Raw genomic sequence first — 23,797 nt, forward strand, 5'->3', positions numbered from 1 at the left:
GTTCAGCTCGCGTACGCCTCCAGTTCCCAGAGCGAGTGGCCGTAGCCGGTGCCCCGGGCGGTGCCGTAGATCCGCAGGTAGCGGCCGTTGGCACCGAGCCCGGCATGTTCGTCCACGCCGCCGTCGGCCCCGGTCACCGTCTTCACGGTGGTCCAGGTGGTGCCGTCGTTCGAGGTCTGGATCTGGTACGCGCTGCTGTACGCGGCCTCCCAGCTCAGCTTGACCCGGCCGATCGCGGTGGCGCTGCCGAGGTCGACCCGAATCCACTGCGGGTCGGAGAACGTGCTCGACCAGCGGGTGCCGAGGTTGCCGTCGACGGCCTGGGCGCCGGACACGTCGGCCCCCTCGTTGCTCGACGTCGTCGTGGGCTTGTTCAGCAGCAGGTTGCCGCCGGTCGGGGTGCCGGTACCGCCGTACACCTCGAACTCGAACAGCGAGTAGCCCCAGGCGGTCCCCCGGGCGGTGCCGAGGAGCCGGATGTACCGGCCGGAGCCGCTGAGCCCGGTCAGGTCGTCCACCCCGCCGTCGCCGCCGGTCACCGTACGGATCGTGGTGAAGTTGACGCCGTCCGGTGAGGTCTGGATCTGGTAGCCGCTGCCGTACGCCGCCTCCCAGGTCAGCTTGACCCGGTTGATGGCGTACGAGGCGCCGAGGTCCACGTCGATCCACTGTGGGTCACCGAAGGCGCTGCCCCACCGGGTGCCGGCCACGCCGTCGAACGCGTTTGCCGCGACGAACGCGCCCTCGAAGCTCGACGCGCGCGCCGGCTTGCCCCGGGCCAGGTTGGCGCCCGGATCGGGATCCGGGTCCGGGTCGGGGCCCGGGCCGCCGGGGCTTGTGGAGAGGGTGAACTCGTCGATGTCGAAGTACGGGCCGGTGCCCTTGAAGACCAGGAACAGGGTCCGGGTGCCGGTCGGGGCGGTGACCCCGCCGGTGACCGTGGCGAAGGTGGCGTACCCGCCGGTGGAGGTGACGGTGGCCGAACCGACGAGCGGGCCGGTGGGCGAGTCGACCCGCAACTCCAACGTGCCGCCACCACCGGCCGGCGCGCCGACCCGGGCGCTGAACGACTGGACGCCGGTCAGGTTGTACGGGCGGAACGAGATCCAGTCGTTGTTGTCGATGTAGCCGACGGCCGCGCCGCCGTGGCCCGCCGCCCCGGCGACGATCTGGACGCCGGACGAGTCACCGAAGTGCTCGGCCTGGCGTACCCGTGGTTGCAGGACGGCCTGGGTGTGCGTGGTCAGGGCCGGCTGGCCACCCCCGCCCAGGTCGGTGTACTCGGCGTCGATGATGCCGAAGATGTTCGCCGCCGAGTCGTGCTCGCCGTCCTTCGAGGTCTGGATGACCCCGGAGCAGCCCTGCACGCTGCCGAGCTGGTGGCCGTGCGAGTCGTGGCCGAGGACGTAGTTGACCTTCACCCGGGCGCAGTTGATCGCACCGTCCTGGGCGTCGGTGACGGTGACGGAGAACGGCACCGCGTCCCCGAAGGAGAAGGTCTGCCCGTTCAACGGGGTGTTGACGGTGACCACCGGGGCACTGTTGCCGACCGTGACGACCACGCTCGCGGTGGCCGTCTTGCCGGTGGTGTCCCGGACCGTCAGCGTCGGGCTGCGGGTTCCGTTCGTGGTGTACGTGAAGCTGGGGTTCGCGGCCGTCGAGTCGGTGGTGCCGTTGTTGTCGAAGTCCCAGGCGTAGGTGAACGGGTCGCCGTCCGGGTCGAGGGTGCCGGCCGAGGAGAACGCCACGGTCAGCGGCGCGGTGCCGCTGGTCGGGGTCGCGGAGACCTTGGCGACGGGCGCTCTGCCCTCGCGGGCGTATTCGATGCGGTAGAGCGCCGAGTTGGCGTCGCCGTTGAACCAACCGGTGCCGTAGTCGAGCACGTAGAGCGCGCCGTCCGGGCCGAACTCCATGTCCATGACCTGGGTGCCGGTCCACGGGAACGGGTTGATCTTCAGCGGTTGGCCGGACGCGTCGAGCTTGATGTTCTTGATCCAGCGGCGACCGAACTCACCGGCGAAGTAGGTCCCGTCGTAGTACTCGGGGAACGCCACGGGCGATGTGTTGTTCGGGTTGTACCGGTAGACCGGGCCGCCCATCGGCGACAGGCCACCACCGGTGAACTCCGGCGGCGAGCCGGAGCCGCCGTACGGCAACCAGGCCGGGACGGCCGGCGGCAGCTGGGTGATGCCGGTGTTGTTCGGTGAGTTGTTCACCGGCCCGCCGGCACAGTTGAACTTCGCCCCGGACGGCCCGGACGGGAAGGTGTAGTCGTTGTAGGCGTCGTTACGGGCGGTGCAGTACGGCCAGCCGTAGAAGCCGGGCCGGTCGATCCGGGCGAACTCGACGTTGCCCGCCGGCCCCCGGTTCGGGTCGGCAGTGCCGGCGTCGGGGCCGTAGTCACCGAGGTAGACGATGCCGGTGGCCTTGTCCACGCTCATCCGGAACGGGTTGCGGAAGCCCATCGCGTAGACCTCCGGGCGGGTCCGCGCGGTGCCCGGGGCGAACATGTTGCCGGTCGGGATGGTGTAGCCGCCGGCCGCGCTCGGCTTGATCCGCAGCACCTTGCCGCGCAGGTCGTTGCTGTTCGCCGAGGTGCGCTGCGCGTCGAACGCCGGGTTGCGCCCGGACCGCTCGTCGATCGGGGTGAAGCCGGCCGAGTCGAACGGGTTCGTGTCGTCACCTGTGGACAGGTAGAGGTTGCCGGCGGCGTCGAAGTCCATGTCCCCGCCGACGTGGCAGCACATGCCCCGGCTGGTCGGCACGTTCAGGATCAGCGTCTCGCTGGCCAGGTTGATGGTGTTGTCCGCGTTCACGGTGAACCGGGCAAGCCGGTTGACGCCCTCCCAGACGGCGAACTCGGCCGGGGTGCCGGTGGCCGGAGCACCGCCGCCGGGGGTGCTCAGTGGTGGGGCGAAGTAGGCGTACACCCAGCGGTTGGTGGCGAAGTTCGGGTCGGCCTTGATGCCCTGCAGGCCCTCCTCGTCGCCGGTGTAGACCGGCAGGGTGGCAGCGACCTTGGTGTTGCCGGCGGCGTCGGTGTGCCGGATCACGCCGTTGCGGGAGGTGTGCAGCACGCCCCGGTCGGGCAGGACGGTGAGGCTCATCGGCTCACCGGTCTCGGCCGCGCCCTTGGCCAGCTCCACCTGCTGGAAGCTGCTGGTGACGGTGCCACCGCAGTCGGCGTCGACCTCTCCCGCCGCGGTCCTGATGCCGCCGAGCAGGTGCTGCCGGAAGTTCGCCTCGGTGTACGACGCGTCGGTGTGCCCCAGGCCGGTGTACCAGGCTCGGCCGCCGGAGTAGTTCTGACACCAGGAGATCGGGTGGTCGGCACCCATGCTCCCGCCGGTGTAGGTGGTCTCGTCGAGGGTGGCCAGCACGTGCACGTTGCCGCGCGGGTTGGTGCGGTAGTTGTACAGCTCGTCGAACCGGCTCCACCGCTGCGGCAGCCCCGCCGTGGACGGGTGCACCTGGTCGGCGACCTTCACGGTGACGGTCTGCTCGGCCGGGTGCGAGGCGAAGTACGCCCCGACCAGTCCCCCGTACCAGGGCCAGTCGTACTCGGTGTCGGAGGCGGAGTGCACACCCACGTACCCGCCGCCGCCGGTGATGTAGCGCTCGAACGCGCCCTGCTGGGCGGCGTTGAGCACGTCGCCGGTGGTGGAGAGCCAGATGACCGCGGCGAATCGGTCCAGGTTGGCGTCGGTGAACTGGGTGGCGTCCTCGGTGGCCTCGACGGTGAAGCCGTTGGCCGCACCGAGCTGCTGGATCGCGGCGATGCCCGGGGTGATGGAGCCGTGCCGGAAGCCGGCGGTCTTGCTGAAGACCAGCACGCTGAACGGTGCGGCGCTGGCCGTGGGTGGTGCGGCGACGATGCCGGCCGCCACGAGGATCGTGCTCAGCGCGACGCCGAGCCACGATCTCAGGGATCTGCGCACGGTGGGGGTCCTTTCGCGGTGCGGGGGGCGGCGTGCGCCGATCACGCCTGGCGGTGGAGCGGGAAATGTAAATGCATCGTTGCGTCTGGATCACGGGCGCGTCAAGCACTCTCCCACCATCCGTGAGAGCGCTTTCTCTGCAGGTCACAGGCGACCGTGCGGAGTGAGATCGAATAACGATTTTCGGGCCACGAACCGGGCTAGGCGGCACCTCGGGCCCGCCTTGCGGCGGGCGGGCCGCTGCATTAGGCAAGGCTCGCCTATCCAGAAGATCCCTGAAAGACAGGTCTGATGACGATTTGCCCCTGCGGAGCCGGGTATGGGGATGACCCGCACCACCGACGGAAGCGAGATCGCTATGACCGACATGCTGGAGATGCCGCGGGTCCACGAGTGCACCGTCACCGACTGCGGCTACAACCACGACGGCTGCCACGCGTTCGCCATCACCATCGGGCAGCAGAACGCCAACTGCGCCACGTTCATCGACACCTCGGCGAAGGGCGGCCTGGATCGCGTCATCGCCCAGGTCGGCGCCTGCAAGCGCGCCGACTGCAAGCACAACGCCGAGTTGGAGTGCCACGCGCCGTCCATCCGGGTGGGTCCCGGTCAGGACATCGCGGACTGCCAGACGTACGAGCCGCGCTGAGCGCGGCGCGACGCGCTTGAGGGGCGGCCACGACGGCCGTCCCTCACCCACGGTCAGCGGCCGCCCGCGACCAGCTCGGCGATCATCCCCTCGCAACTGCGGACGACGACCTGAGCGCCGCGCCGCTGCGCCAGCGGGAGCAGCGGGTCCTCCGCCCGGTCCCGCCACCGCCACTGCGCATCGGCAGCGACCTCCCAGAGCCGCTGCACGTCGGTCTCCTGCTCGACACCGAGCCGGGCCGCGAGGCCCACTCCGTCGCCACCGACAAGCCGCTGCGCCTCGGCGGCCAACTCCGCGTCGAACCCCAGCCGGGTGTTCCGCAGCGCCACCAACAGGCGCAGCTCCCGGAACTCGTGCGCCCCGGCGAGGATCTGCTCCACCGCGCCGACCAACTCGGCGGACCCCCGGGTCGGCTCGGCCCGCAGCAGCGCCTCCACCGCGGCCAACGCGGAGCGGGCCTTCAGCGCCTCGCGGCGGTCGATGAAGCACCGCGTCACCGACTCGCGCAGCTCGGTGAGACCGCTGCGCCGGATCAGTTCGGCCGAGAGCTTCACCCTGCTGTCGAACCCGCTGCGCACCAGCGTGGTCGCCAGCCGGACGCCGAAGATCCCGAACCGGCTCAGCAGCGCGGCGCGCACCTCGGTGTCCAGCCGTACCGGCAGGTCACCGCCGAGGAAGCGGTCGGCGGAGATCAGATGGACGTCCAGCCCCGCCCGGGGCACCTGGGCCAGGGTCGCGAGCGCGACGAAGTCCGACTCGCCGAGCATCCGGCCGGCCAGGCCGATCATTCCACTGCACGCCACGACGTTGACGCTGAGCGCGTTCACCCTCGGGTCGCGGTAGTGCCGGCGAGCGAGCTGGCGTGCCGTGAGCAGGCCGTCGATCCGGCCTCCCCCGGTCTCGTCGGCGCGGGACAACACCATGATCACGTTGACCGGAGCGGACTGCCCGACGGCGCTGTCCCGTGCGGACTCCAGTACCCGCAGATCGCTGTCGCGACCGTCGCGGGTCAGGTACAACACCGCGTCGGAGTCCCGCAGGACCCGCTCCAACACCGGCACCCGGCCCTGCTCGACACTGCCGGTGACCGCAGGGGTGTCGATGAGCGTGATCTGCCGCAGCGCCCGGGTCGGCCACCGCACCACGATGTCCCGCACATCCCCCGCGCCCCAGCCCAGATCCACCCGCAGCCCGGTCGCCGACTTCACCACTGCCAACTCCTGCGGCGGCTGCCCGACAGGGTAGGCGGTGGCGCGCGGCGCGGCACCGTCCTCGTACCAGGTGAAGGCGCCGTCCGCCCGCTCGACCGGCGCGACCTCCTCGCCCATCAACGCGTTGAGCACCGTCGACTTGCCCGAGCGCCACGGGCCGACGATGGCGATCCGCAGCGGCTGCTCCAACCGGGCCACCTGGTGCCGAAGCTCAGCGACAGCCCCGGGGTTGTCCTGGTACAGCTCGATGGCCTGGTGCAGCAACCCCCACGCCGCCTCATCCAGGCGCACCCCCACCGTCATGCCTGCGGCTCCAACAGCAGCGGGGCGGACCGGGCGCCGGTCAACTGCTGGGCCTGCTCGTACACCGCCGCCAACCGGGTCATCTTCGACCGGATCTCGCGCTGCCGCTGCTCACGAAGGGAGGCATCGGTGTCGGCCTCCTGCTTGGCACTGCGGAACGACTGCACGATGGCCTCCTGCAGTTCCTCGGTCAGCCCCGTGAAGTGGTCCCGCAGCATCCGCTGCACCTGCCGGGCGGCGTCACGGCAGTCCCGGATGATCCGGACGAAGAAGTCGTCGACGTGCCGCTGGATTGCCGTCTTGACGGTCGCCTGCCGGCGACGGAGCAACTGCTTGCTCTCGTCGCGGATGCTCTTGCCGCCGAAGAGCGCACCGATGCCGACCGAGACCGGATTGATCATCGGCATCCCGGCAAGGGTGGTCGCCAGACCGAACATCAGCATGCCGCCGTACGAGCCCTTCATGCCGGTGAAGAGCTTCTGGCCGGTGGTGAACCTGTCGATCGTCGGCCGTTGCAGCTCGGGCAGCCGCTCGCCGATGTCGTCCGGCACCGTCATCGACCACGGCGGAAGCACGTCGTAGCCGTACCTGTCGAAGTTGGCGGCCACCCTCCGGGCGATCCAGTCGCAGCGCTGCACCAGCCACTCGTGGTTCGCCTCCGCCGCCTCCACCAGGCTGCGCTCCAGCCAGTCCTGGAAGGTGTCCCAGGCGACCAACGGATCAGCGGTGTCGAACGCCTCGTCCACCGCGCGCAGGATCTGACGGGTCCGGTCCCGCAGGTCGTACTCCAGGTCGGCGAGCAGGTCGGTGATCTCGTCGGTAAGGGTGTTCTGCCACCGGGTGGAGCACCGGCGCAGCTCGTCGACCTCACGCTGCGCCGCGTGCAGCCGGGATATCGGCCCGGACTGCTCCTCGGCCTCCTGAGTCGCCAACTCGGCGCGCAGCGGCGCGGCCAACTGCTCCACCACCGTCCGGGCCACCGTCTGCACGGCCGCCCGGGCCAGGTGGTCGGCCTTGCCGGCCAGGTCACCTTGCAGGCGGGCGATCAGCGCGGGGAAACCGGACTCGGCGTTGAGACCACGGTCGTCGGCCGCGGCGGCGCGCAGTCGCAGCGCCGCCGAGACCGGAATCACCGTCGCCGGGATGCCCGCCTCGGCCAGGTGCTGCCGGTTGCGCTCGGCGACCGTGCGCCAGTCCGCCGCCAGGTCGGTCTTGCTCTGCACCACGACCACGTTCGGGTGCGAGCGCATGATGTGCAGCAGCATGTTCAGCTCGGCGACCGACAACTCCCGGGTCGAGTCGGAGACCAGCAGCACGGTGTCCGCGCGGGCGGGCGCCGCGACCGAGGCGGCGGCGCCGACACCTGCCACGTCGTCGGTGCCGGGAGTGTCCACAAGCACCAGCCCGGCGCCGAGCAGTGCGCGGGGAAGGCCGATCTCGACGTACGCCGGCCCGCCGCCCGGCCGACGCCCGACCAGGCCGGCCACACCCGCCGCGACCTGGTTGAGCGCCACCGGAGTCCGCTCGACGGTGACCGCGGCGGCGGCGCCGGCGGCGTGCCCCGGGGCCGGTGGCGGCGCCTGCGCCACCGCCGCGGTGGGGGCCTCGGCGTGCCGCACCACGGTCGGCAGGACGGTCGTACGACCGTCGCCGACCGGGCAGGCCGGAGCATTGATGATCGCGTTGATCAGCTGACTCTTGCCCTGGTTCGGCTCACCGATGACCAGGACACGCAGCGTCGGGTCCAGCAGCTGCGCACGCTTCTGCCGCACCGTCTGGAGAAGGTCACCGCGACCGTGGGCAGTGCACGTACGGGCGATCTCGTCCAGCACGTCCAACCAGATCCCGGCCATCACCGCACCAAGTGTGCGGATTTCGGCTCAATTATCAAGAGGGACCGGGGGTGGAACCGGGAAGGGCCGGATCGCCCGAGACGATCCGGCCCTTCGCTCCGACCGGAGATCCGGATCAGAGCAGACCGCCGGTGATTCCCAGCAGCCCGTGATCGGACGAGGCGTGCGAGTCGCCGCCGAGCACACCATCGGTGACCCCACCGGTGACGTCACCGACCGTGTCGGTGACACCGGGGAGGAGGCTGTCCACCTGGTGCGTCACGCCGCCCACCGTCGACGGCACGTCGAGCGGCGGGACCCCACCGACGATGCCGTCGCCGTGCCCGAGGCCCAGCCCGCCAAGGGTGTCGTCGACACCGAGGGAGCTGACGACCCCGCCGAGCTGACCCTGGGTGCCGGAGAGGACACCGCCGGTCAGGTCGCCGCCGATCAGGTTCGAGTCGGTGACGTCGAGCAGACCGCTCGGGTCGCCGACGGTCCCGGTGGCGTCGCCGAGCACCGGGTCCGCGATCGCGTCCACCGGCTGCACCACGTCGGCGTCGAGGGTGTGCGCCACGTCCGAAACGCCGGCCAGGTCGGTGTCGAGGCCGGACGGACCGACACCCAGGCCGATGCCCGGCAGCACGGTGACCCCGGCGGCGGCGGTCGACGGGTCGACCGCGATGGCGCCGAGCACGCCGGCCTTGACGTCCACGCCACTGGGCGAGCTGGTGACGCTGATCTGCTGCGCCACGCTCTGCAACTGACCCACCACGTCGGTGGTGTCGGTGAGCAGCGGGTTCAGACCCAGCTGCTCGACCGGCGAGGCCAGCGGCGCGAGACCCGCACCCGGCGCGTAGTCGACGACCAGCGGTACGACGTCCTGCACGTCCGCAGCGGTGATGTCGGTGAGCCCGGCGCCCCGCAACGCGCCCTCGGGGTCGAGGTCGAAAGCCGACCGCGCGTCCGGGTTCGTCAGTAGGTCGAGCACGAAGTCGTGGAGCGTCTGCTGCGAGTCCATGTGCCGGTTCTCCTCGGATGTGGCATTGGCGGGGTGTCGTTCGTCGACAGTGACGCTATTGCCGGGGCCCACCCCCGGGCATCGGGGCTGAGCCCGCATCCGGGCCGGTTGAACTAGGGGCTGCGCCACCTCGTACGTTAGGGGGACAGGGGGAAACCGTCCCGACGAGATTAGGGTCCCGACCAGGGACTGATCTCTGGTACGAACGTAGGAGCCCGCGGGGTTCGCCGGGGGTGGGTCGTCGGGCAGCCGACGCCATCGCCACCGACCGGCCGACTCACGGGGAGAGACAGAGACGATGCCGTACGTCCTGGGGATAGACATCGGAAGCAGCAACACGGCGGCCGCCGTCGCGCGGCGGCGCGGCGCGACCTGGGCACGTCCCGAGGCCGTCCCGCTGAGCGCCGGCTCACACCTCATGCCGTCCGTGCTCTGCCTGACGGAGGACGGTTCGCTGCGGGTCGGCGAGCCCGATACCGACGACGGCAGCCGCACCACCCGCGACTTCGTCCACCGGATCGGCGACGACGTGCCGGTGCTCCTCGGTGGTGAACCGTGCGCGCCGCAGACGCTTACCGCCGAGCTGGCGGCGTGGGTGGTGGAGCGGGTCCACGCCCTGGAGGGTGAGGCGGCCGAGGCGATCGTGCTCAGCCACCCGGCGGGGTGGCGCCCCTACCGGCGGGACGTGCTGCACCGGGCCCTGTCGAGTCTCGGCCTGCGGCACGTGACGTTGCTGCCCCGCACGGTCACGGTCGCCGAGAGCCACGCCGCTCGCGGGTTCTCCGGCAGCACCGCCGTGGTCTACGCCCTGGGCGGCAACAGCTTCGAGGCGGCTCTGGTGCGCCGCACCCCGCGCGGCACGTACGAGACGTTCGGCACCCCGCAGAGCCTCGACTCGATCGGCGGCGCCGACTTCGACGAGGCGTTGGCCGACCATTCTCGTACCGTGCTGGCCCGGGAGTTGGCCGCGACCGGACGTCGCGGGGCCCAGGCCGCGCTGCGCGGGCTGCGCGCGGAGTGCGACCGGGTCAAGCGGGTGCTGACCGTCGACCTCACGGCCGACGTGGTGCTGACCCTGCCGAGCGGCCCGGCCCGGGTGCCGGTGACCAGGGCCCAGTTCGAGGCCATGATCCGCCCGACGGTGCAGGCCACCGTCGACCTTCTGCTCCGGGCCGTGCGCAGCGCCGACCTGACGCCGGCGCAGCTCGACGGCGTCCTGCTGGCCGGTGGCTCCACCCGGGTGCCGCTCGTGACCGAGCTGATCAGCGCGGCCCTCCCGGTGCCCGTCGAGGTGGAGCCGGACGCCCAGTTGACCGCCGCCACCGGGGCGGCGATGGCCGCCTGTCAGGTGGTGTCCCCACGCCCTCGTCAGCCGGCACCGGCCCGCGTTCCGGCCCCGGTCAGCGGTGCCGGGCGGTCCACCCTCCCGGCACCGCGCCGTCCCCAGCACACCGTTCCGGGCGATCCGCCACCGCGGCCCCCGGTCCGGGTCCTCCCACTGGAACTGCCGAAGCCGTCCCGCCTGGCGCTGGCCCGTGGCCGCGGACGCGAAGGATAATACAGATGATCATGAATGACCTCGCCGCACCGGCGCTGACCCTGGACAAGGGGTTGCAGGCGTTACTGGACTCGGTCGCGCAGGACCCGACCGGCCCACTGACCGTCGGCGTCGCCGGCCCGGCCGGTCACGGGAAGACCGCGCTCCTCGCCGAGTTGGAACGCGTCCACCAGCGCGCCGGGGTCGCCGTCCGCACGGTCGCCCCGGAGCCGGGTGAGCCGGTCGACCCCGACACGGTGGTGCTTGTCGACGACGCGCACCTGCTGGACGATGCGCGGATCGGGGCGCTGCTGGGTCTGGTCGGCGGCCGTCGACACCGGTTGGTGGTCGCCCACCGCCCGTGGCCACGATCGGCGGCGTTCAGTGAGCTGGTCGACGCCCTGCGACGCGACGGACAGGCGGTACTGCTCACTCCGTTCACCCGGGAGCAGACCGCCGCGTACCTCGCCGGCACAGCCGAGCTGAGCCGCCCCACCGATCTGGTCGACTTCGTCCACACGCAGACCGCCGGCGTGCCCCGCGATGTCGAGCGGCTGGCCCGTGGCCTGGTCGGTGCGGAGACCCGGGCCGGCGCGAGCGTCGAACCACCCCGGTCCGTCGTTCTCGAATTCGGCCCGGACCTGGACGTTCAGCCCACCGAGGTACGACGACTGCTGCTCGCCGTCGCGGCCGGCGGGGCACTGCCGGTCAGCATGCTCGGCGCGCTGCTGGGCCGGGACCCGGCCGGGGTGGACGAACTGATCGCCACGACCAGGGCGGCCGGGCTACTCGGGGCGGACGGCCGACTCGCGCCGATCGTCCGGCGGGCCGTCGCGACGCTGAGCCCCACCACCGAGCGGACGGCGGTCTGGCGTCGGCTCACCGAGTTGCAGCTCGCCCGGGGCGGCACGGTGCTGCCGCTGGTGCGCTCCCTGCTCGCGGTCGGCGCGCTCGGCGACTGCCCGGCCGCGACCCTGGCGGCGGCGGCGGACGAGGCGCTTGCCGACGAGCCGGCGTTCGCCGCCGAACTGTTCGCGGCGGCGACGGCGGCCGGAGGGCCGCCCAACGCGCGGCAGGCGCTCGCCGCAGCGCTCGCCGGTGACCTCGACGACGCGCTGCGGCTGGCGGACCGGCTGCTGGCCACGGCCGCTCCCCCGGACCGCGCCGAGGCCGCGGTGGTCGCCGCCACCGCCCTGGCCCACCGTGGTCACGTCGGTCGTAGCGTCGAGCTGTTCCGGTGGTCGGGGACGGCCTCGGCGGCGGCGTTCGCCATCGTCGGCGGGCTCGCCACCGGCGACCTGGCCGCCACCGCCGAGTCGCCGGCGGGTGATCCGGCGGGCGAACCGCCCACGCTGCACGCCAGCGCCGCCCGACTGATGGCAAACGGTGTACGGGAGAGCGTGACCGGCCCGCCGACCGCCGCGCTCTCCGCGCTCGTGCAGGCCGCTGCCCTGCTGGAGCCGGACGGACGGGCGGCGCTGCTGCCGGACAGCCCGGCGGCCCTCGCCGCGTTGACGGCGGTGCACTGCGGTGAGCTGGAGATCGCCGAGCGGGTGCTGCACCGGGCCCTGGGCGCCGGTGTCGGCGGTCCGTTGATGGCACGCCGCCACCGGTTGTTGCAGGCCTGGATCCTGATGGTCCGCGGGGATGTCCACGCCGCCGGCGAGCGCCTCGCCACGGTGACGCTCGACGGGCGGCCACTGGAGTCACGTGACCAGCTCTTCGCCGCCGCGATCCGGATGGGCATCGGCCGGCGCAACAGTGACCTCGGGGCGCTCAAGCGGGGCTGGGGGCAGGCGCTGGAGGCCGTGGTACGGCACCCCGTCGACCTGTTCACCCTGCTGCCGCTCGGCGAGCTGGCGATCGCCGGCGCGCGGCTGGGTGACCTGGCCCGGCTGGAGCCGTACCTGCAGCAGGGGCGGTCACTGCTCGACCGCCTCGACAGCCCACCACTGTGGAGCGTGCCGTTGCGCTGGAGCGGGCTGCACGCCGCCATCCTGACCGGCGAACCGACGGTCGCCGACGAACACGTCACGGCGCTGCTCGCCGCCGCGGACCACAGCCGGTACGCGGCAGTGGTCGCCGCCGCCGCGGAGAGCTGGGTGGAGGTGCTGCGGGGGGTCGTCGACCCGACCCGGGTGGAGGCCGCCGCCCGGGGGCTGCACGACACCGGGCTGTGCTGGGACGGCGCGCGCCTCGCCGGGCAGGCCGCCATCCGCACCGCCGACCGGCGGGCGATGACCACCCTGTTGGAGTGCGCCCGAGCGTTGCAGGGGCGGCCCTCCGGCGGGCTCGGCGGGCAGACACCGACAGCCGGTGCGAGCACGACGCGGGTCGCCGGCCCCACCCAGCACGGGCTCAGTGACCGCGAGTACGAGGTTGCCGAGCTGGTGCTGGCCGGGTTGACCTACCGGGAGATCGGCGACCGGCTCTTCATCTCGGCCAAGACGGTCGAGCACCACGTGGCGCGGATGCGCAACCGGCTGAACTGCGCCAACCGCACCGAGCTGCTGGCGCTGCTGCGCACCCTCGTCGCCGACCGGGCCAGCGACTCCGCCGGGCAACCGTGGCCGCAGCGGACGAGCCGATGACCAGAGACGACGTTCGGCTGCTCCGGACCAGACTTGCCGTGCTCGCCGCCGTGCTGGTCACCCTCTGGTCGTACGCGGCCTACGTGTCCAGTCAGGATGCCGTCGACCTGCTGCGCGTCCGGGCACTTGCGGACACGCTCGGACAGCCGATCGACCGCCTGATCCTGGGTCTGCAGACGGAACGCCGGGTCACCGCCGAGACGGTCGCCGGCGCGGAGCAGACGACGCCCGCACTTGCCGCGGCCCGCCAGAGCACCGATCAGGCCGCCGCCGAGGTCCGCGAGTTCACCAAGGGACACGACCTCCGGCTGCTCAGCGCCGGCACCGTCCGGGACCGGGCCGCTGAGCTGGTCCGTCGGCTCGACGGCCTGGGCACGACCCGGTCCCGGGTCGACACCGGGCGACTCCCGGGGGCCGCGACGATCGACGGGTACGACGAGGTCGTCGACGTCGCCTTCCGGGTGTACGGGCCGGAGTGGGGCGCGTACGAGAGCGGCCTGGCCGCCGACACCCGCGCGGTGATCGCGCTGGCCCGCGCCAGGGAGTTGCTCGCCCGGGAGGACACCGTGGTCAGCGCCGCCCTGGCCGGAGCGCGGCTCGGCGTCGACGAGCAGCGGCGGCTGGCCGAGCTGGTCGGCGTTCAGCGGTACGCGCGTACCGAGGCGGTGACCGAGCTTCCGCCCGATGGCCGGGGCGAGCACCAGCGCCTCGCCACCGGCCCCGAGTTCGCGGCTCTGCTGGCACTCGAGGACCGGCTGCTGCTCCAGGCGGGCACCGCCGACGCCCTGGCCGGTCTCACCGTCCAGACGTGGCGGGCCGCGGCGGACGCCGCCCTCGGCGCGCTACAGACACTTGTGACGACCACCGCCCGCAGCAGCGTGGAGCGGGCCACACCCGGTGCGGCAGTGCTCATCGCGCAGACCGGGGCCGTGGTGGGTCTCGGCCTCATCGTCGTGCTCGTGCTGCTGCTGAGCTGGGCGGGCACCGTCCGCCGCCTCACCGAGGAGCTGACCAGGCCGAAGGCCGACGTCCCGCCGCCGGCGCAGGAGACGCCGGCCGCGACGCCGGCCGCTCCGGCACCAAGCGGTGACGCCGAGCGGGAACTGTTCCTGGGGCTGACCCGACGCAACCAGGTCCTGCTCCGCGAGCAACTCGGGCTGCTGGACGGGATGCAACGTCGGGAACGGTCCACCGAGGAGACCGGCGAGCTGTTCCACCTCGACCACCTCACCACCCGGATCCGACGCAACGTGGAGAAACTGATCTCCCTGGCCGGCGCGACACCCGCCCGCCGCTGGCGACGCCCGGTCCCGCTGCTCGACGTGGCGCGTGGCGCGGTCGCCGAGGTGCCGGACTACCACCGGGTCCTGATCGCGCCGCACTGGCCGTGGTCGCTGGCGGGGCCGGCCGTCACCGACGTCATCCACCTGCTGGCGGAGCTGATCGAGAACGCCCTGGCCTTCTCCGGGGCGGACACCACCGTCCGGGTCAGCGGCGAACGGCGACCGCAGGGGTGCGCCGCCGTCGTCGTCGTCGACGACGGGCCCGGCCTGGACCCCGTCGCGCTGAACGAGGCGAACCACCTACTCAACAACCCACCCCCGGACGGCCCGCCCGCCGGCCGCGCCGGTTGGTACGCCGCCGCCGTCCTGGCCAACCGCTGCGGCGCCCACGTCTCGCTGCGCCCCAGCCAGCGCGGCGGGACGGCCGCCATCGTGCACCTCCCCACCAGGCTGGTCACCGTCACCGACAGTGGCCGCACACCGGCCAGCACACCACCCGACACCCCGTACCCACCGGCCCGCACCGGCACCGACCTGCCCGACCCGAGCGGCGACGGCGCGCTGCCGACGCGGGTCCGCCACCCCGGGCCGCCCGGCCCGCACAACGGCAGGACCAGCCTGGACACGGTCGAGTTCCCAGCCGCGAGAACAGCAAGGAGACATCAATGACGTCTGCAGTGGTCACCGAGGACGGCCTGACCGACGCCCTGGACAGCCTGGTCGGCCGGGTGCACGGCGCCGACTTCGCCGTGGTGCTCTCGCCGGACGGGCTGCCGCTGGGCAGCTCGCGGCGGGTGGGGGAGAAGCTGGCCGAGCAGATCTCCGGCGTGGTCGCCGGCCTGATCTCGTTGGGGCTGGCCGCCACCCGAACCTGCGACGCGGGTCGTCTGCGCCAGGTCGTGGTGCAGATGTCGCGAGCGTTCCTGTTCATCGCCACCATCCCGAACGGGACCATCCTCACCGTGCGGATCGCCGGTGACGATGTCGAGGTCGGTGACATGGCGTACGAGGTGGCGCTCTTCGTGGGGCAGGCCGAGCGGCACCTGCCGATCACCCTGGGACCGGCCTCCTCGGTGACGATCGGGGACACTGGTGCACACCAGCGGCGCCCCTGACGAGGCGTGGTACGACGACGACGCGGGCCCGGTCGCCCGGCCGTACACGATGACCGGGGGGCGCACCGCGCCCGCCCGCGGCCAGTTCGACCTGATCTCGCTTGTCGTCGCCCGACGGGGAGTCACGCCCCCCACACCGCTCTTCCCTGAACAGGCGCGGATCGTCGAGCTGTGTCACCATCCAGTGTCGGTGGCTGAGGTCGGTGCCGAGTTGGACCTGCCACTGGGGACCGTCCGGGTGCTGCTCGGTGACCTGCTCGCGGCCGGGCTGGTCGAGACGCACGAACCGCCGATGCTGTCGGAGCTGCCGACCGAGGACCTGCTCGAGGCGATACTCGTCGGGCTTCGCGGTCTGTGACCGGGCTGGTGCCATCTGCGACCCGGCCGGGTCGTGGGCACGCGCCCGGCGACGAACTGAAGGAGAGACAGGCAGTGCCGGCAACACCACCCCAACCACGCCGTACCGTGGCGATCATCCTGCTGGACCGGGTCGTAGCCTTCGTCACGGCCACACGGCGGGTGCTCACCGGTCGGGAGGACGTCTCGCGGGCCACCTGGCTGGCCGTCATCGCGGCGCTCGGGGTGTTGGTCGCGACGGCCGTCTCCGTGGTCGGGGTGCTGCGTACGCCGGAGAAGCTGACGCCGGTGACCCTCGACCCGCCGCCGTCCGTGGAGCAGGTCGGTGCCTCGCCGTCCGGTACGCCCCGGGCGCAGGCGCGGCCTGCGGTCCCCAGCCCGGCGGTGCCCGCCACGCCGTCCGCCTCGGCCTCCTCGGTCCCGACGGCCGTCCCGTCGTCGACCCGGCCCACGCCGACAGGTGTGACAGCCGAACCCACTCCGGCGGCCCTGGGCGCCGACTTCGCGATCACGGACAACGCCCTGCTCAGCTACGGCGCGACGGTCACGATCAGCAACCCCGGCTCGGTCCCGGCACCGCGGTGGACGCTCGTCCTCACCCTGCCCCGGGAGTCACTGGGGATCACCGGGGTCGAGGGGGCACAGGCCAGCCGGGACGGTGCGGTGTGGACGTTCGTTCCGGACGACGACACGGCCCAGGTGCCCGGGAGCGCCTCGGTCCGGGTGACCTTCCGGGTCAATGGTTCGTTGACGGGATCGGCCCCGAAGGCGTGCACCATCGACGGGGTCGCCTGCTCCGGCCTGCCGAACTGACCACCCCCGGTTGTCGTCAACGCACGGCGACCGACGGCTCGGGCCGCTCCTCGCGCTGTCGGACCAGCGGCAGCGCCGGGGCCAACGCCAGCGCCATGCACAGGCCGCCGATGGGGAGCAGGTCGAGGGTGACCACCGGCAGGACGATGCCGGCCAGGAGCAGCGGCACACTCCACCACGGCAGCCGCCGTCGGGCGGCGAGCATGCCCGTGAGGACGAGCAGGCCGACGAAGAAGAGCTGGGGTACGACGTCGTAGAAGGCCACCTCCACGCCGGGGATGTCCTTGAAGTCGGCGCCGAGTCGCGACATCTCCGCCCGGTCCTCGGCCAGCAGCCCCTCGACGATGTCCGCGCCGAACTGGACCATCGTCGCGGCGAGACCGACGAGTGTGCCGGCCACCACCCCGGTGCGCCACGGGCTGCGGGGCAGCAGGCGGGCCAGCGCGAGCACACCCGGGACGAAGCCCACCATGCCGGCGAGAGCGACCAGGTGTGCGGCCTGCCAGTCGAAGCCGGGGCCGTACACCCCGTCGGATCTTCCCCACAGCCGGACCAGGCCGTAGGCCACGATGCCGACCGGGCCGGCGATGACGGAGAGCGCAGCGCGTTTCATGCCAGCCAGCATGTGGCCGCCGGCGGCTGCCGACCTCCGGGAGCTTCCCTCGGTCAGCCCCGGATCTCGTCTCAGGTCTTTCACCGAGCAACCCCGAGACGCGGCCGCGGTCTCATCGTTCGCTGATGAGCGGGGCGTAGTCGCTGCGGGTGAGCGGTCTGCTGGACAGGGAGCCGTCGGCCCGGGGCACGCCGAGTGGCCTGCCGTCGCGGAGGAAGGCCACGGTGGTGACATCCTCGCGGCTGGTCAGGGTGCAGACGATCTGCCCGAAGGCGAGAACCTCGTCGCTGCGGCCGCCGTCGTGGGCCGGTTCGTCCACCGCGACCAGGGCCTGCGTCCCGGTCACCGTCGCGCCGGCCGCGTTGACCGCGCCCGGCAACGCGCTGGTCAGATCGTCGTCCCGTTCGACGCCACTGGGCCCGGTGAGCAGGTGCCGCAGCTGGTCCGCGATTGTGGGTGGACGGTCGACCCGCCGGACCACGGGCACGATGCGGTTGTCCCGGATCAGGCAGAGCGTCTCGGCGGCCGGGCCGGCCGGTGCGGTGGTGTCGGCTGGTGCCGCGCTGGACAGCGGCCCGCGCGGGGGCGGCACCGCCCGAGGGGCGTCGTCGGTGGGGACGCCGCAACCGGCGAGCAGCACGGTGAGCGTCAACGGGACGAGACGACGGTGCCTCACGACAGGCTCCCGGGCAGGGTCACCCGGAAACAGGCGCCGCCGCCCGGACGGTCGGCGACCGTCACCTGCCCGCCGTGCGCGGCGGCGTGCTGGGCGACCAACGCAAGCCCCAGACCGGTGCCGTCACCGGTGCCACGGGTGTGGGCGGCGCGCCCACGGACGAACCTGTCGAAGATCGCCTCGCGGTCCTCCACCGGCACGCCCGGACCGTCATCGTCGACCTCGACGACACCGCTGTCACCGTCCGCACCCAGGCGGACGGCCACCGGGCTGCCGCCGTAGGTGACGGCGTTGTCGAGCAGGTTCGCCAGGACCTGGGCGATCCGCCGCCGTTCGACCCGCCAGGTCGGGGGCACGCCAGGTGCCAGGCGGACGAGCTCGGGCGGCAGGTCGTACACGTCGCAGGTCTCCCGGGCCAACTCCACCACGTCCACCCGGGCCCGGTGGGCGGGCTGGTCACTGCGGGCCAGGTCGATCAGGTCGTTGACGAGCCGCTGAAAACGGTCGATCTCGTCGGCGACGAGGCCGGCGGCGGTGGCCGTCCGCTCGTCCTGGTGTTCCCGACGGCGGGCCAGGACGCTTGCCGCCGCTGCGAGGGTCTGCAACGGGGACCGCAGCTCGTGGCTGACGTCGGCGGCGAACCGGCGGTCCCGCTCGATGCGGTGCGCGAGCCGGTCGACCATCTGGTTGAACGACGAGGAGAGGCGGGTGAGGTCAGGGTCGGTGGCCGGGTCGAGGCGGGCGGTGAAGTCACCGGCGGCGATCTTCTCGGCCGCGTCGGCGACCGCCGTCAGCGGTCGTAGCCCGTGCCGGGTGGCGTACCAGGCGAGGGTGGCGCCGGCCCCGGCGACAAGCACCGCGACGCTTGTCAGCGCGAGGGCAAGGACCCGGAACGTCTGCTCCAACTCGCGCAGCGAGTTGACCTCGAAGTACGTCGCCGACGCGGACAGCGGCACCCCGACCACCAGGGCCGGTTGCCCGTCGACGCGGACGCGCTGCACGGCCGGCTCCCCGGCGGCGACGACCCGCAACAACTCGGCGGGGATGGCTGCGGTCGTACCGGGGTCGGCGGCCCGCGCGTACCACTCGCCGTTGAGGTGCAGCACCGGCCGACGGCTGCCGCCGGTGTCCAACGACCGGAGCACCTCCACCACGTCCGGGGTGTCGGTGTCGAGGCCGGTCCGCACCACTGCGGCGTCGAAGTAGGCGGCCCGCAGGGCGATGCGTTCCCGGTCGTCGAGCAGGGAGCGACGGGTCAGGTCGTAGGAGATCAGGGCCATCGACGCGGAGAGCAGGAGCGCGCCGACGGCGAAGGCGGCGGTCACCCGGGTACGCAGGCCGAGGCGTCTCATCGCTGCAGCTTGTAGCCCAGGCCCCGCAGGGTGACCAGGTGCCGGGGGTTAGCCGGGTCGGGTTCGATCTTCTGCCGCAGGCGGCCCACGTGCACGTCGACGAGCCGTTCGTCGCCGCTGTCGTACCCCCAGACCCGTTGCAGCAACTGCTGCCGGGACAGCACCCGGCCAGCGTGCTCGGCCAGCTCACAGAGCAGCCGGAACTCGGTGCGGGTGACGGTGACCTGTCGACCGGCGCGGCGCACCTCCCCCGCCTCCGGGCTGATCTCCAACTCCCCGAAGGCGACCGCCGGCACGGGCTCCGGCGCCGACGTCGCGGCCACCGGCCGGGCGCGGCGGCGCAGGGCCCGCAGGCGGGCGGTCAACTCCCGGATCGCCACGGGTTTGACCACGTAGTCGTCGGCGCCGGCTTCGAGCGCGGCGACGATGTCGTCGGTGCCGTCGCGGGCGCTGACCACCACGATCGGAACGTCGTCGTCACGGCGCAGCTGCCGGATGCACTCGAAGCCGTCCAGGCCGGGCAGCATAAGGTCGACGAGCACGTAGTCGGCCGGGTGGTGGCGTTGGGCCCGCAGCCCCTCCTCGGCGGTGGCCGCGCCGAGGGCGTCGTAGCCCTCGTCCTCGAGTGCGAGCAGCAGCGCGAGCCGGATGCGGTCGTCGTCCTCGATCACCAGTACGGCCGTCATCCCGGAATCATCCTCGGCCGACCGCCGGGCGGCCAACCGTGTCAGCCCGCCGGCCGTTTTGTCACACAACTGTCACAGAGCCTTGCAGTGATCGCCAACCCCGCCCCGCACGGTGGGGGGAAGGAGCGAGGGCTGACGGAGAGGGGTACGGCAATGGCGACGCCGCTGCTGCCCGCGAGGTACACGCTGCCACTTGTCGAGGTTCGCGTCACCGAACTCGACCTGGGCTGCCTGCCGGAGGTCGGCGCGGTGTTCGACCGGCTGCTCGCGCTGCGCCCCGCACAGGTCGTCCTCGACCTGTCCGACTGCCGGCACCTCGACGCGGCCGCCATCGGCCTGCTCCTCGACGTGCACCGGCGACTGGCCCGCGCCGACGCGACCCTCACCGTCCGCAACCCGAACCCTCGGGTCCGGCGCATCCTGCACATCGCCCGCCTGGATCAGGTGCTCTCGATCGTGACTGAGGAAGGACCAGCAGCATGACCGTCGTCCCGGACGAGTATCTGATGACCCTGATCTGCGACACCTGCGGCGAGACCATCCGCGGCACCGCGTGCGTGCTCCCCGACGCCGAAGTCGTCTGGACCCTGGTGGCCGAGCACGGCTGGAGCGGCTCCCCCTTCGCCACCGGGCCGCACCGCTGCCCGCACTGCAGCCTCCTGCCACCGTCGACCGGCGGCCACACCTCGTGCGACGACCATGGCCCGGGCGGCATTCTCGGCATCGACCACCTGGACGGCACGACCGTCATCGCCGCCACGGGTGACATCGACCTCGACACCGGCGACAACCTGCGTACGGCGCTGCGGCACGTGGCCGAGGTGGGTGGGCACGTCGTCGTCGACCTGAGCGGGGTGCACATCATCGACTCGACGGGCCTCGGCCTGCTCGTCCGCGCCCACCGTGACGCCCGCGAACGCGGGGTCACGCTCTGCCTCGCCGCGCCGTCGCGGTTCGTCCGCACCGTCCTGCACACGATGCGTCTGGACAAGGCCTTTCCGATCTTCGACAGCCGCGACGACGCCCTCGCCCAACTGTCCGACGGCGGCGAGCGGGCCCTCCCCGAGGGTCACGTGGTGGCCGTTCCACGCTGAGGGCGGGTGGCGGGAGACCGGGTGGCGAGCATGTTTCATGCTGGAGTGGTGATTCGTTTCGTACTGAATGTGCTGTGGCTCGTCTTCGGCGGGGGCCTCGTGCTGGCGGTCGGCTACGGCATCGCCGCGCTGATCTGCTTCGTCCTGGTCGTCACCATCCCGTTCGGCGTCGCGTCGCTGCGCCTCGCGGTCTACTCGCTGTGGCCCTTCGGCCGCACCCTGGTGCCCAAGCCGGGCGTGGGCGTCGGCTCCGGCCTGGCGAACATCCTCTGGGTGGTGCTCGCGGGTTGGTGGCTCGCGCTCTCGCACATCCTCGCGGGCATCGCCCTCTGCGTGACGATCATCGGGATTCCGTTCGGCATCGCCAACTTCAAGCTCGTACCGGCCGCCTTCTGGCCGCTCGGCCGTGAGGTCGTCGACGTGCCCTGAACACGGAAAACGGGAGACCACTGGTCTCCCGCCACTTCTAACTTATAGCGCACTGGGGGGCTTGCGGCAAGACCCCATTTATGACGCAGAATCGTCGGCCGAGGCCAGATTCTGCCGAAATGGAAGTCATGAATTGGATTCCTTGCCCACCTCCGTGTTCGCACTCCCCGATCACCTCTCCCCCAAGGCCGACCCGACGCTCATCGCCCACGACGAGCGGCACTTCGCGGCCATGGCACAGAGCCTCGCGCAGCTGAGCGAGGAGCTGTCCGACCGGTTGGACACCGCACGCCGGGCGCCGGGCGGCAAGGGCCGGCAGGCCGTCGACCGGGACGAGGAGGTCCGCCGGCTGACGGCTCGGCTGCGCTCGCTGAGCCGCTACGGGCTGGACCTCTGCCTCGGCCACGTGGTGGGGGCGGACAACCCCGAGCCCGTGTACGTCGGACGTCGCGGCCTCACCGACAGCACGGGTCGGCGGCTGCTGCTCGACTGGCGCTCCCCCGCCGCCGAGCCGTTCTTCGGCGCGACCCACGCCAACCCGATGGGCCTGGCGAGTCGCCGCCGGTACCGCTGGACCCGCGGCCGGATCAGCGACTACTGGGACGAGGTGTTCACCCCGGACGGGTTCGTGGGGCACGCCGTCGCGCTCGACGACCAGTCCGCGTTCATCGCCAGTCTGGGCAGCGCCCGGTCGACCCGGATGCGCGACGTGCTCAGCACGATCCAGGCCGACCAGGACGCCATCATCCGCGCGGGGTCGGCCGGCGCCCTCGTCGTCGACGGCGGTCCGGGCACCGGAAAGACCGTCGTCGCGCTGCACCGCACCGCGTACCTGCTCTACTCCGACCCGCGCCTCGGCCAGCGCCGGGGTGGGGTGCTGTTCGTGGGGCCGCACCAGCCCTACCTTGCCTACGTCGCCGACGTCCTGCCCAGCCTGGGAGAGGAGGACGTGCAGACCTGCACCCTGCGCGACCTCGTTCCCGAGGGAGCCGCGGCAACCGTCGACACCGACCCGGAGGTGACCCGGCTGAAGTCCTCGGCCGAGCTGGTCCGGGCCGTCGACGCGGCCGTCCGGTTCTACGAGGACCCGCCGGCCACCCCGATGACGATCACCGTCGGCGACCGCGACGTCCGACTCCGCGCCGACGACTGGGCCGACGCGTTCCAGGCGCCGGGCCCCGGCACCCCGCACAACGAGGCTCGGGAGGAGATCTGGGAGGAGTTGCTCACCATCCTCGTCGAGCGGTACGACGGGGACGAGCCGGACGACGTGCTCCGCGCCTCGCTGCTGCGCAACCAGGCCCTGCGGGCGGCGGTCAACCGCGCCTGGCCGTTGCTCGACGCGGCCGACCTCGTGGGTGACCTGTGGTCGGTGCCCGCGTACCTGCGCCGGTGCGCGCCGTGGCTCAGCCCCGAGGAGGTCCGCACGCTGCAACGCGACGAGCCCCGGGCCTGGACCGTGGCCGACCTGCCGCTGCTCGACGCGGCACGGCAGCGGCTCGGCGACCCGGAGAGGTCGGGGCGTATCCGTCGGCAGGACCCGGCCGCCGCCGTCGAACGCGAACACATGGCCCGGGTCGTCGACGAACTGCTCGCGGCCGACACGTACGACGACGGCGAGGGCCTGCTGACGATGCTGCGCCAGCAGGACATGCGCGACGTGCTGGCCGAGGGTTCCGCGCTGCCGGACACCGACCCGGACCTGCTGGCCGGTCCGTTCGCGCACATCGTCGTCGACGAGGCGCAGGAGCTGACCGACGCCCAGTGGCAGATGCTGCTGGCCCGCTGCCCGTCGCGCAGCTTCACCATCGTGGGAGACCGCGCCCAGGCCCGGCACGGGTTCACCGAGTCGTGGCAGGAACGCCTCAAGCGGGTCGGGCTCGACCGGGTCACCCTGGCCTCGCTGAGCATCAACTACCGCACGCCGGTGGAGGTCATGGCGCAGGCCGAGCCGGTCATCCGGGCCGCGCTGCCCGACGCCAACGTGCCCACCTCCATCCGTGGCAACGGACTCCCCGTCGTCCACGGCTCGGTCGCCGACCTGGGGTCGATCCTCGACACCTGGCTCGCCGACCACGCCGACGGGATCGCCTGCGTGATCGGCGACCCGGCGTTCCCGCCCACGTCCCGGGTCCGGTCGCTGAGCCCCGAGCGGGCCAAGGGCCTCGAGTTCGACCTGGTCGTGCTCATCGACCCGGAAGCGTTCGGCACCGGCATCGAAGGGGCGGTCGACCGTTACGTCGCGATGACCCGGGCCACCCAGCAACTCGTGCTGCTGAGCAGCAACTGAGAGCCGG

General features: G+C 72.4%; 19 protein-coding genes. 11 read left to right on the forward strand and 8 right to left on the reverse strand.

Going from position 1 to position 23,797, the window contains the following annotated elements; genetic code table 11:
- Nucleotides 1-2: 2 nt before the first annotated feature.
- Nucleotides 3-3,938 carry a ThuA domain-containing protein gene (locus ACWER9_RS20500; RefSeq protein WP_452303338.1) on the reverse strand — a complete coding sequence of 1,312 codons (3,936 nt, stop codon included), beginning with the start codon at nt 3,936-3,938 and terminating at the stop codon, nt 3-5.
- Nucleotides 3,939-4,296: 358 nt separating this feature from the next.
- On the opposite strand from ACWER9_RS20500, the gene ACWER9_RS20505 reads away from it, so the two are divergent.
- Nucleotides 4,297-4,587 (forward strand): DUF1540 domain-containing protein, encoded by a 291-nt coding sequence (locus ACWER9_RS20505; RefSeq protein ID WP_452303339.1) that lies wholly within the window; start codon nt 4,297-4,299, stop codon nt 4,585-4,587.
- Between the two features lie 53 nt (nt 4,588-4,640).
- Here the strand turns inward: ACWER9_RS20505 and ACWER9_RS20510 are convergent, their stop codons facing one another.
- The 3 genes from ACWER9_RS20510 to ACWER9_RS20520 form a co-directional block, all read right to left on the reverse strand.
- Nucleotides 4,641-6,101 (reverse strand): hypothetical protein, encoded by a 1,461-nt coding sequence (locus ACWER9_RS20510; RefSeq protein WP_452303340.1) that lies wholly within the window; start codon nt 6,099-6,101, stop codon nt 4,641-4,643.
- On the reverse strand, nt 6,098-7,954 hold the full coding sequence (locus tag ACWER9_RS20515) for a dynamin family protein (RefSeq protein WP_452303341.1): 1,857 nt from the start codon (nt 7,952-7,954) through the stop codon (nt 6,098-6,100). The genes ACWER9_RS20510 and ACWER9_RS20515 overlap by 4 nt, the downstream gene beginning before the upstream one ends.
- A gap of 115 nt (nt 7,955-8,069) precedes the next feature.
- Nucleotides 8,070-8,954, reverse strand: a complete 885-nt coding sequence (locus ACWER9_RS20520; RefSeq protein ID WP_452303342.1) for an IniB N-terminal domain-containing protein — start codon at nt 8,952-8,954, stop codon at nt 8,070-8,072.
- 298 nt (nt 8,955-9,252) lie between these two features.
- Between ACWER9_RS20520 and ACWER9_RS20525 the strand changes: the two genes are divergently transcribed.
- The 6 genes from ACWER9_RS20525 to ACWER9_RS20550 all read left to right on the forward strand — a co-directional run bounded on the left by ACWER9_RS20525 (nt 9,253) and on the right by ACWER9_RS20550 (nt 16,650).
- On the forward strand, nt 9,253-10,512 hold the full coding sequence (locus tag ACWER9_RS20525; protein ID WP_452303343.1) for an Hsp70 family protein: 1,260 nt from the start codon (nt 9,253-9,255) through the stop codon (nt 10,510-10,512).
- Between the two features lie 5 nt (nt 10,513-10,517).
- On the forward strand, nt 10,518-13,082 hold the full coding sequence (locus ACWER9_RS20530) for a LuxR C-terminal-related transcriptional regulator (protein WP_452303344.1): 2,565 nt from the start codon (nt 10,518-10,520) through the stop codon (nt 13,080-13,082).
- Nucleotides 13,079-15,034, forward strand: coding sequence for a nitrate- and nitrite sensing domain-containing protein (locus tag ACWER9_RS20535; protein ID WP_452303345.1), 1,956 nt, complete (start codon nt 13,079-13,081; stop codon nt 15,032-15,034). The genes ACWER9_RS20530 and ACWER9_RS20535 overlap by 4 nt, the downstream gene beginning before the upstream one ends.
- Nucleotides 15,031-15,480, forward strand: a complete 450-nt coding sequence (locus tag ACWER9_RS20540) for a roadblock/LC7 domain-containing protein (protein ID WP_452303346.1) — start codon at nt 15,031-15,033, stop codon at nt 15,478-15,480. Before ACWER9_RS20535 ends, ACWER9_RS20540 begins: the two co-directional genes overlap by 4 nt.
- The gene (locus ACWER9_RS20545) at nt 15,458-15,838 is read left to right on the forward strand and encodes a DUF742 domain-containing protein (protein ID WP_452303347.1); all 381 of its coding nucleotides are present in this window, start codon (nt 15,458-15,460) and stop codon (nt 15,836-15,838) included. Before ACWER9_RS20540 ends, ACWER9_RS20545 begins: the two co-directional genes overlap by 23 nt.
- A 74-nt stretch (nt 15,839-15,912) precedes the next feature.
- Nucleotides 15,913-16,650, forward strand: coding sequence for a cellulose binding domain-containing protein (locus ACWER9_RS20550; RefSeq protein ID WP_452303348.1), 738 nt, complete (start codon nt 15,913-15,915; stop codon nt 16,648-16,650).
- 16 nt (nt 16,651-16,666) lie between these two features.
- Here the strand turns inward: ACWER9_RS20550 and ACWER9_RS20555 are convergent, their stop codons facing one another.
- From ACWER9_RS20555 to ACWER9_RS20570, 4 genes are all read right to left on the reverse strand, one after another.
- Nucleotides 16,667-17,263, reverse strand: a complete 597-nt coding sequence (locus ACWER9_RS20555; protein ID WP_452303349.1) for a hypothetical protein — start codon at nt 17,261-17,263, stop codon at nt 16,667-16,669.
- A 112-nt stretch (nt 17,264-17,375) separates the two neighbouring features.
- Complete coding sequence (locus tag ACWER9_RS20560) at nt 17,376-17,939, reverse strand: GerMN domain-containing protein (protein ID WP_452303350.1); 564 nt, start codon at nt 17,937-17,939, stop codon at nt 17,376-17,378.
- Nucleotides 17,936-19,291, reverse strand: a complete 1,356-nt coding sequence (locus ACWER9_RS20565) for a sensor histidine kinase (protein WP_452303351.1) — start codon at nt 19,289-19,291, stop codon at nt 17,936-17,938. The genes ACWER9_RS20560 and ACWER9_RS20565 overlap by 4 nt, the downstream gene beginning before the upstream one ends.
- Nucleotides 19,288-19,977 carry a response regulator transcription factor gene (locus tag ACWER9_RS20570; RefSeq protein WP_452303352.1) on the reverse strand — a complete coding sequence of 230 codons (690 nt, stop codon included), beginning with the start codon at nt 19,975-19,977 and terminating at the stop codon, nt 19,288-19,290. Before ACWER9_RS20570 ends, ACWER9_RS20565 begins: the two co-directional genes overlap by 4 nt.
- A 153-nt stretch (nt 19,978-20,130) precedes the next feature.
- Between ACWER9_RS20570 and ACWER9_RS20575 the strand changes: the two genes are divergently transcribed.
- The 4 genes from ACWER9_RS20575 to helR all read left to right on the forward strand — a co-directional run bounded on the left by ACWER9_RS20575 (nt 20,131) and on the right by helR (nt 23,790).
- Nucleotides 20,131-20,460 (forward strand): STAS domain-containing protein, encoded by a 330-nt coding sequence (locus ACWER9_RS20575; protein WP_452303353.1) that lies wholly within the window; start codon nt 20,131-20,133, stop codon nt 20,458-20,460.
- Nucleotides 20,457-21,071 carry an STAS domain-containing protein gene (locus tag ACWER9_RS20580; RefSeq protein ID WP_452303354.1) on the forward strand — a complete coding sequence of 205 codons (615 nt, stop codon included), beginning with the start codon at nt 20,457-20,459 and terminating at the stop codon, nt 21,069-21,071. The genes ACWER9_RS20575 and ACWER9_RS20580 overlap by 4 nt, the downstream gene beginning before the upstream one ends.
- Before the next feature lie 48 nt (nt 21,072-21,119).
- Nucleotides 21,120-21,500 (forward strand): YccF domain-containing protein, encoded by a 381-nt coding sequence (locus ACWER9_RS20585; RefSeq protein WP_452303355.1) that lies wholly within the window; start codon nt 21,120-21,122, stop codon nt 21,498-21,500.
- 142 nt (nt 21,501-21,642) lie between these two features.
- Nucleotides 21,643-23,790 carry an RNA polymerase recycling motor ATPase HelR gene (helR, locus tag ACWER9_RS20590; RefSeq protein WP_452303356.1) on the forward strand — a complete coding sequence of 716 codons (2,148 nt, stop codon included), beginning with the start codon at nt 21,643-21,645 and terminating at the stop codon, nt 23,788-23,790.
- The last annotated feature ends 7 nt before the right edge of the window (nt 23,791-23,797 follow it).

It is taken from the genome of Micromonospora sp. NPDC003944 (assembly GCF_053605225.1).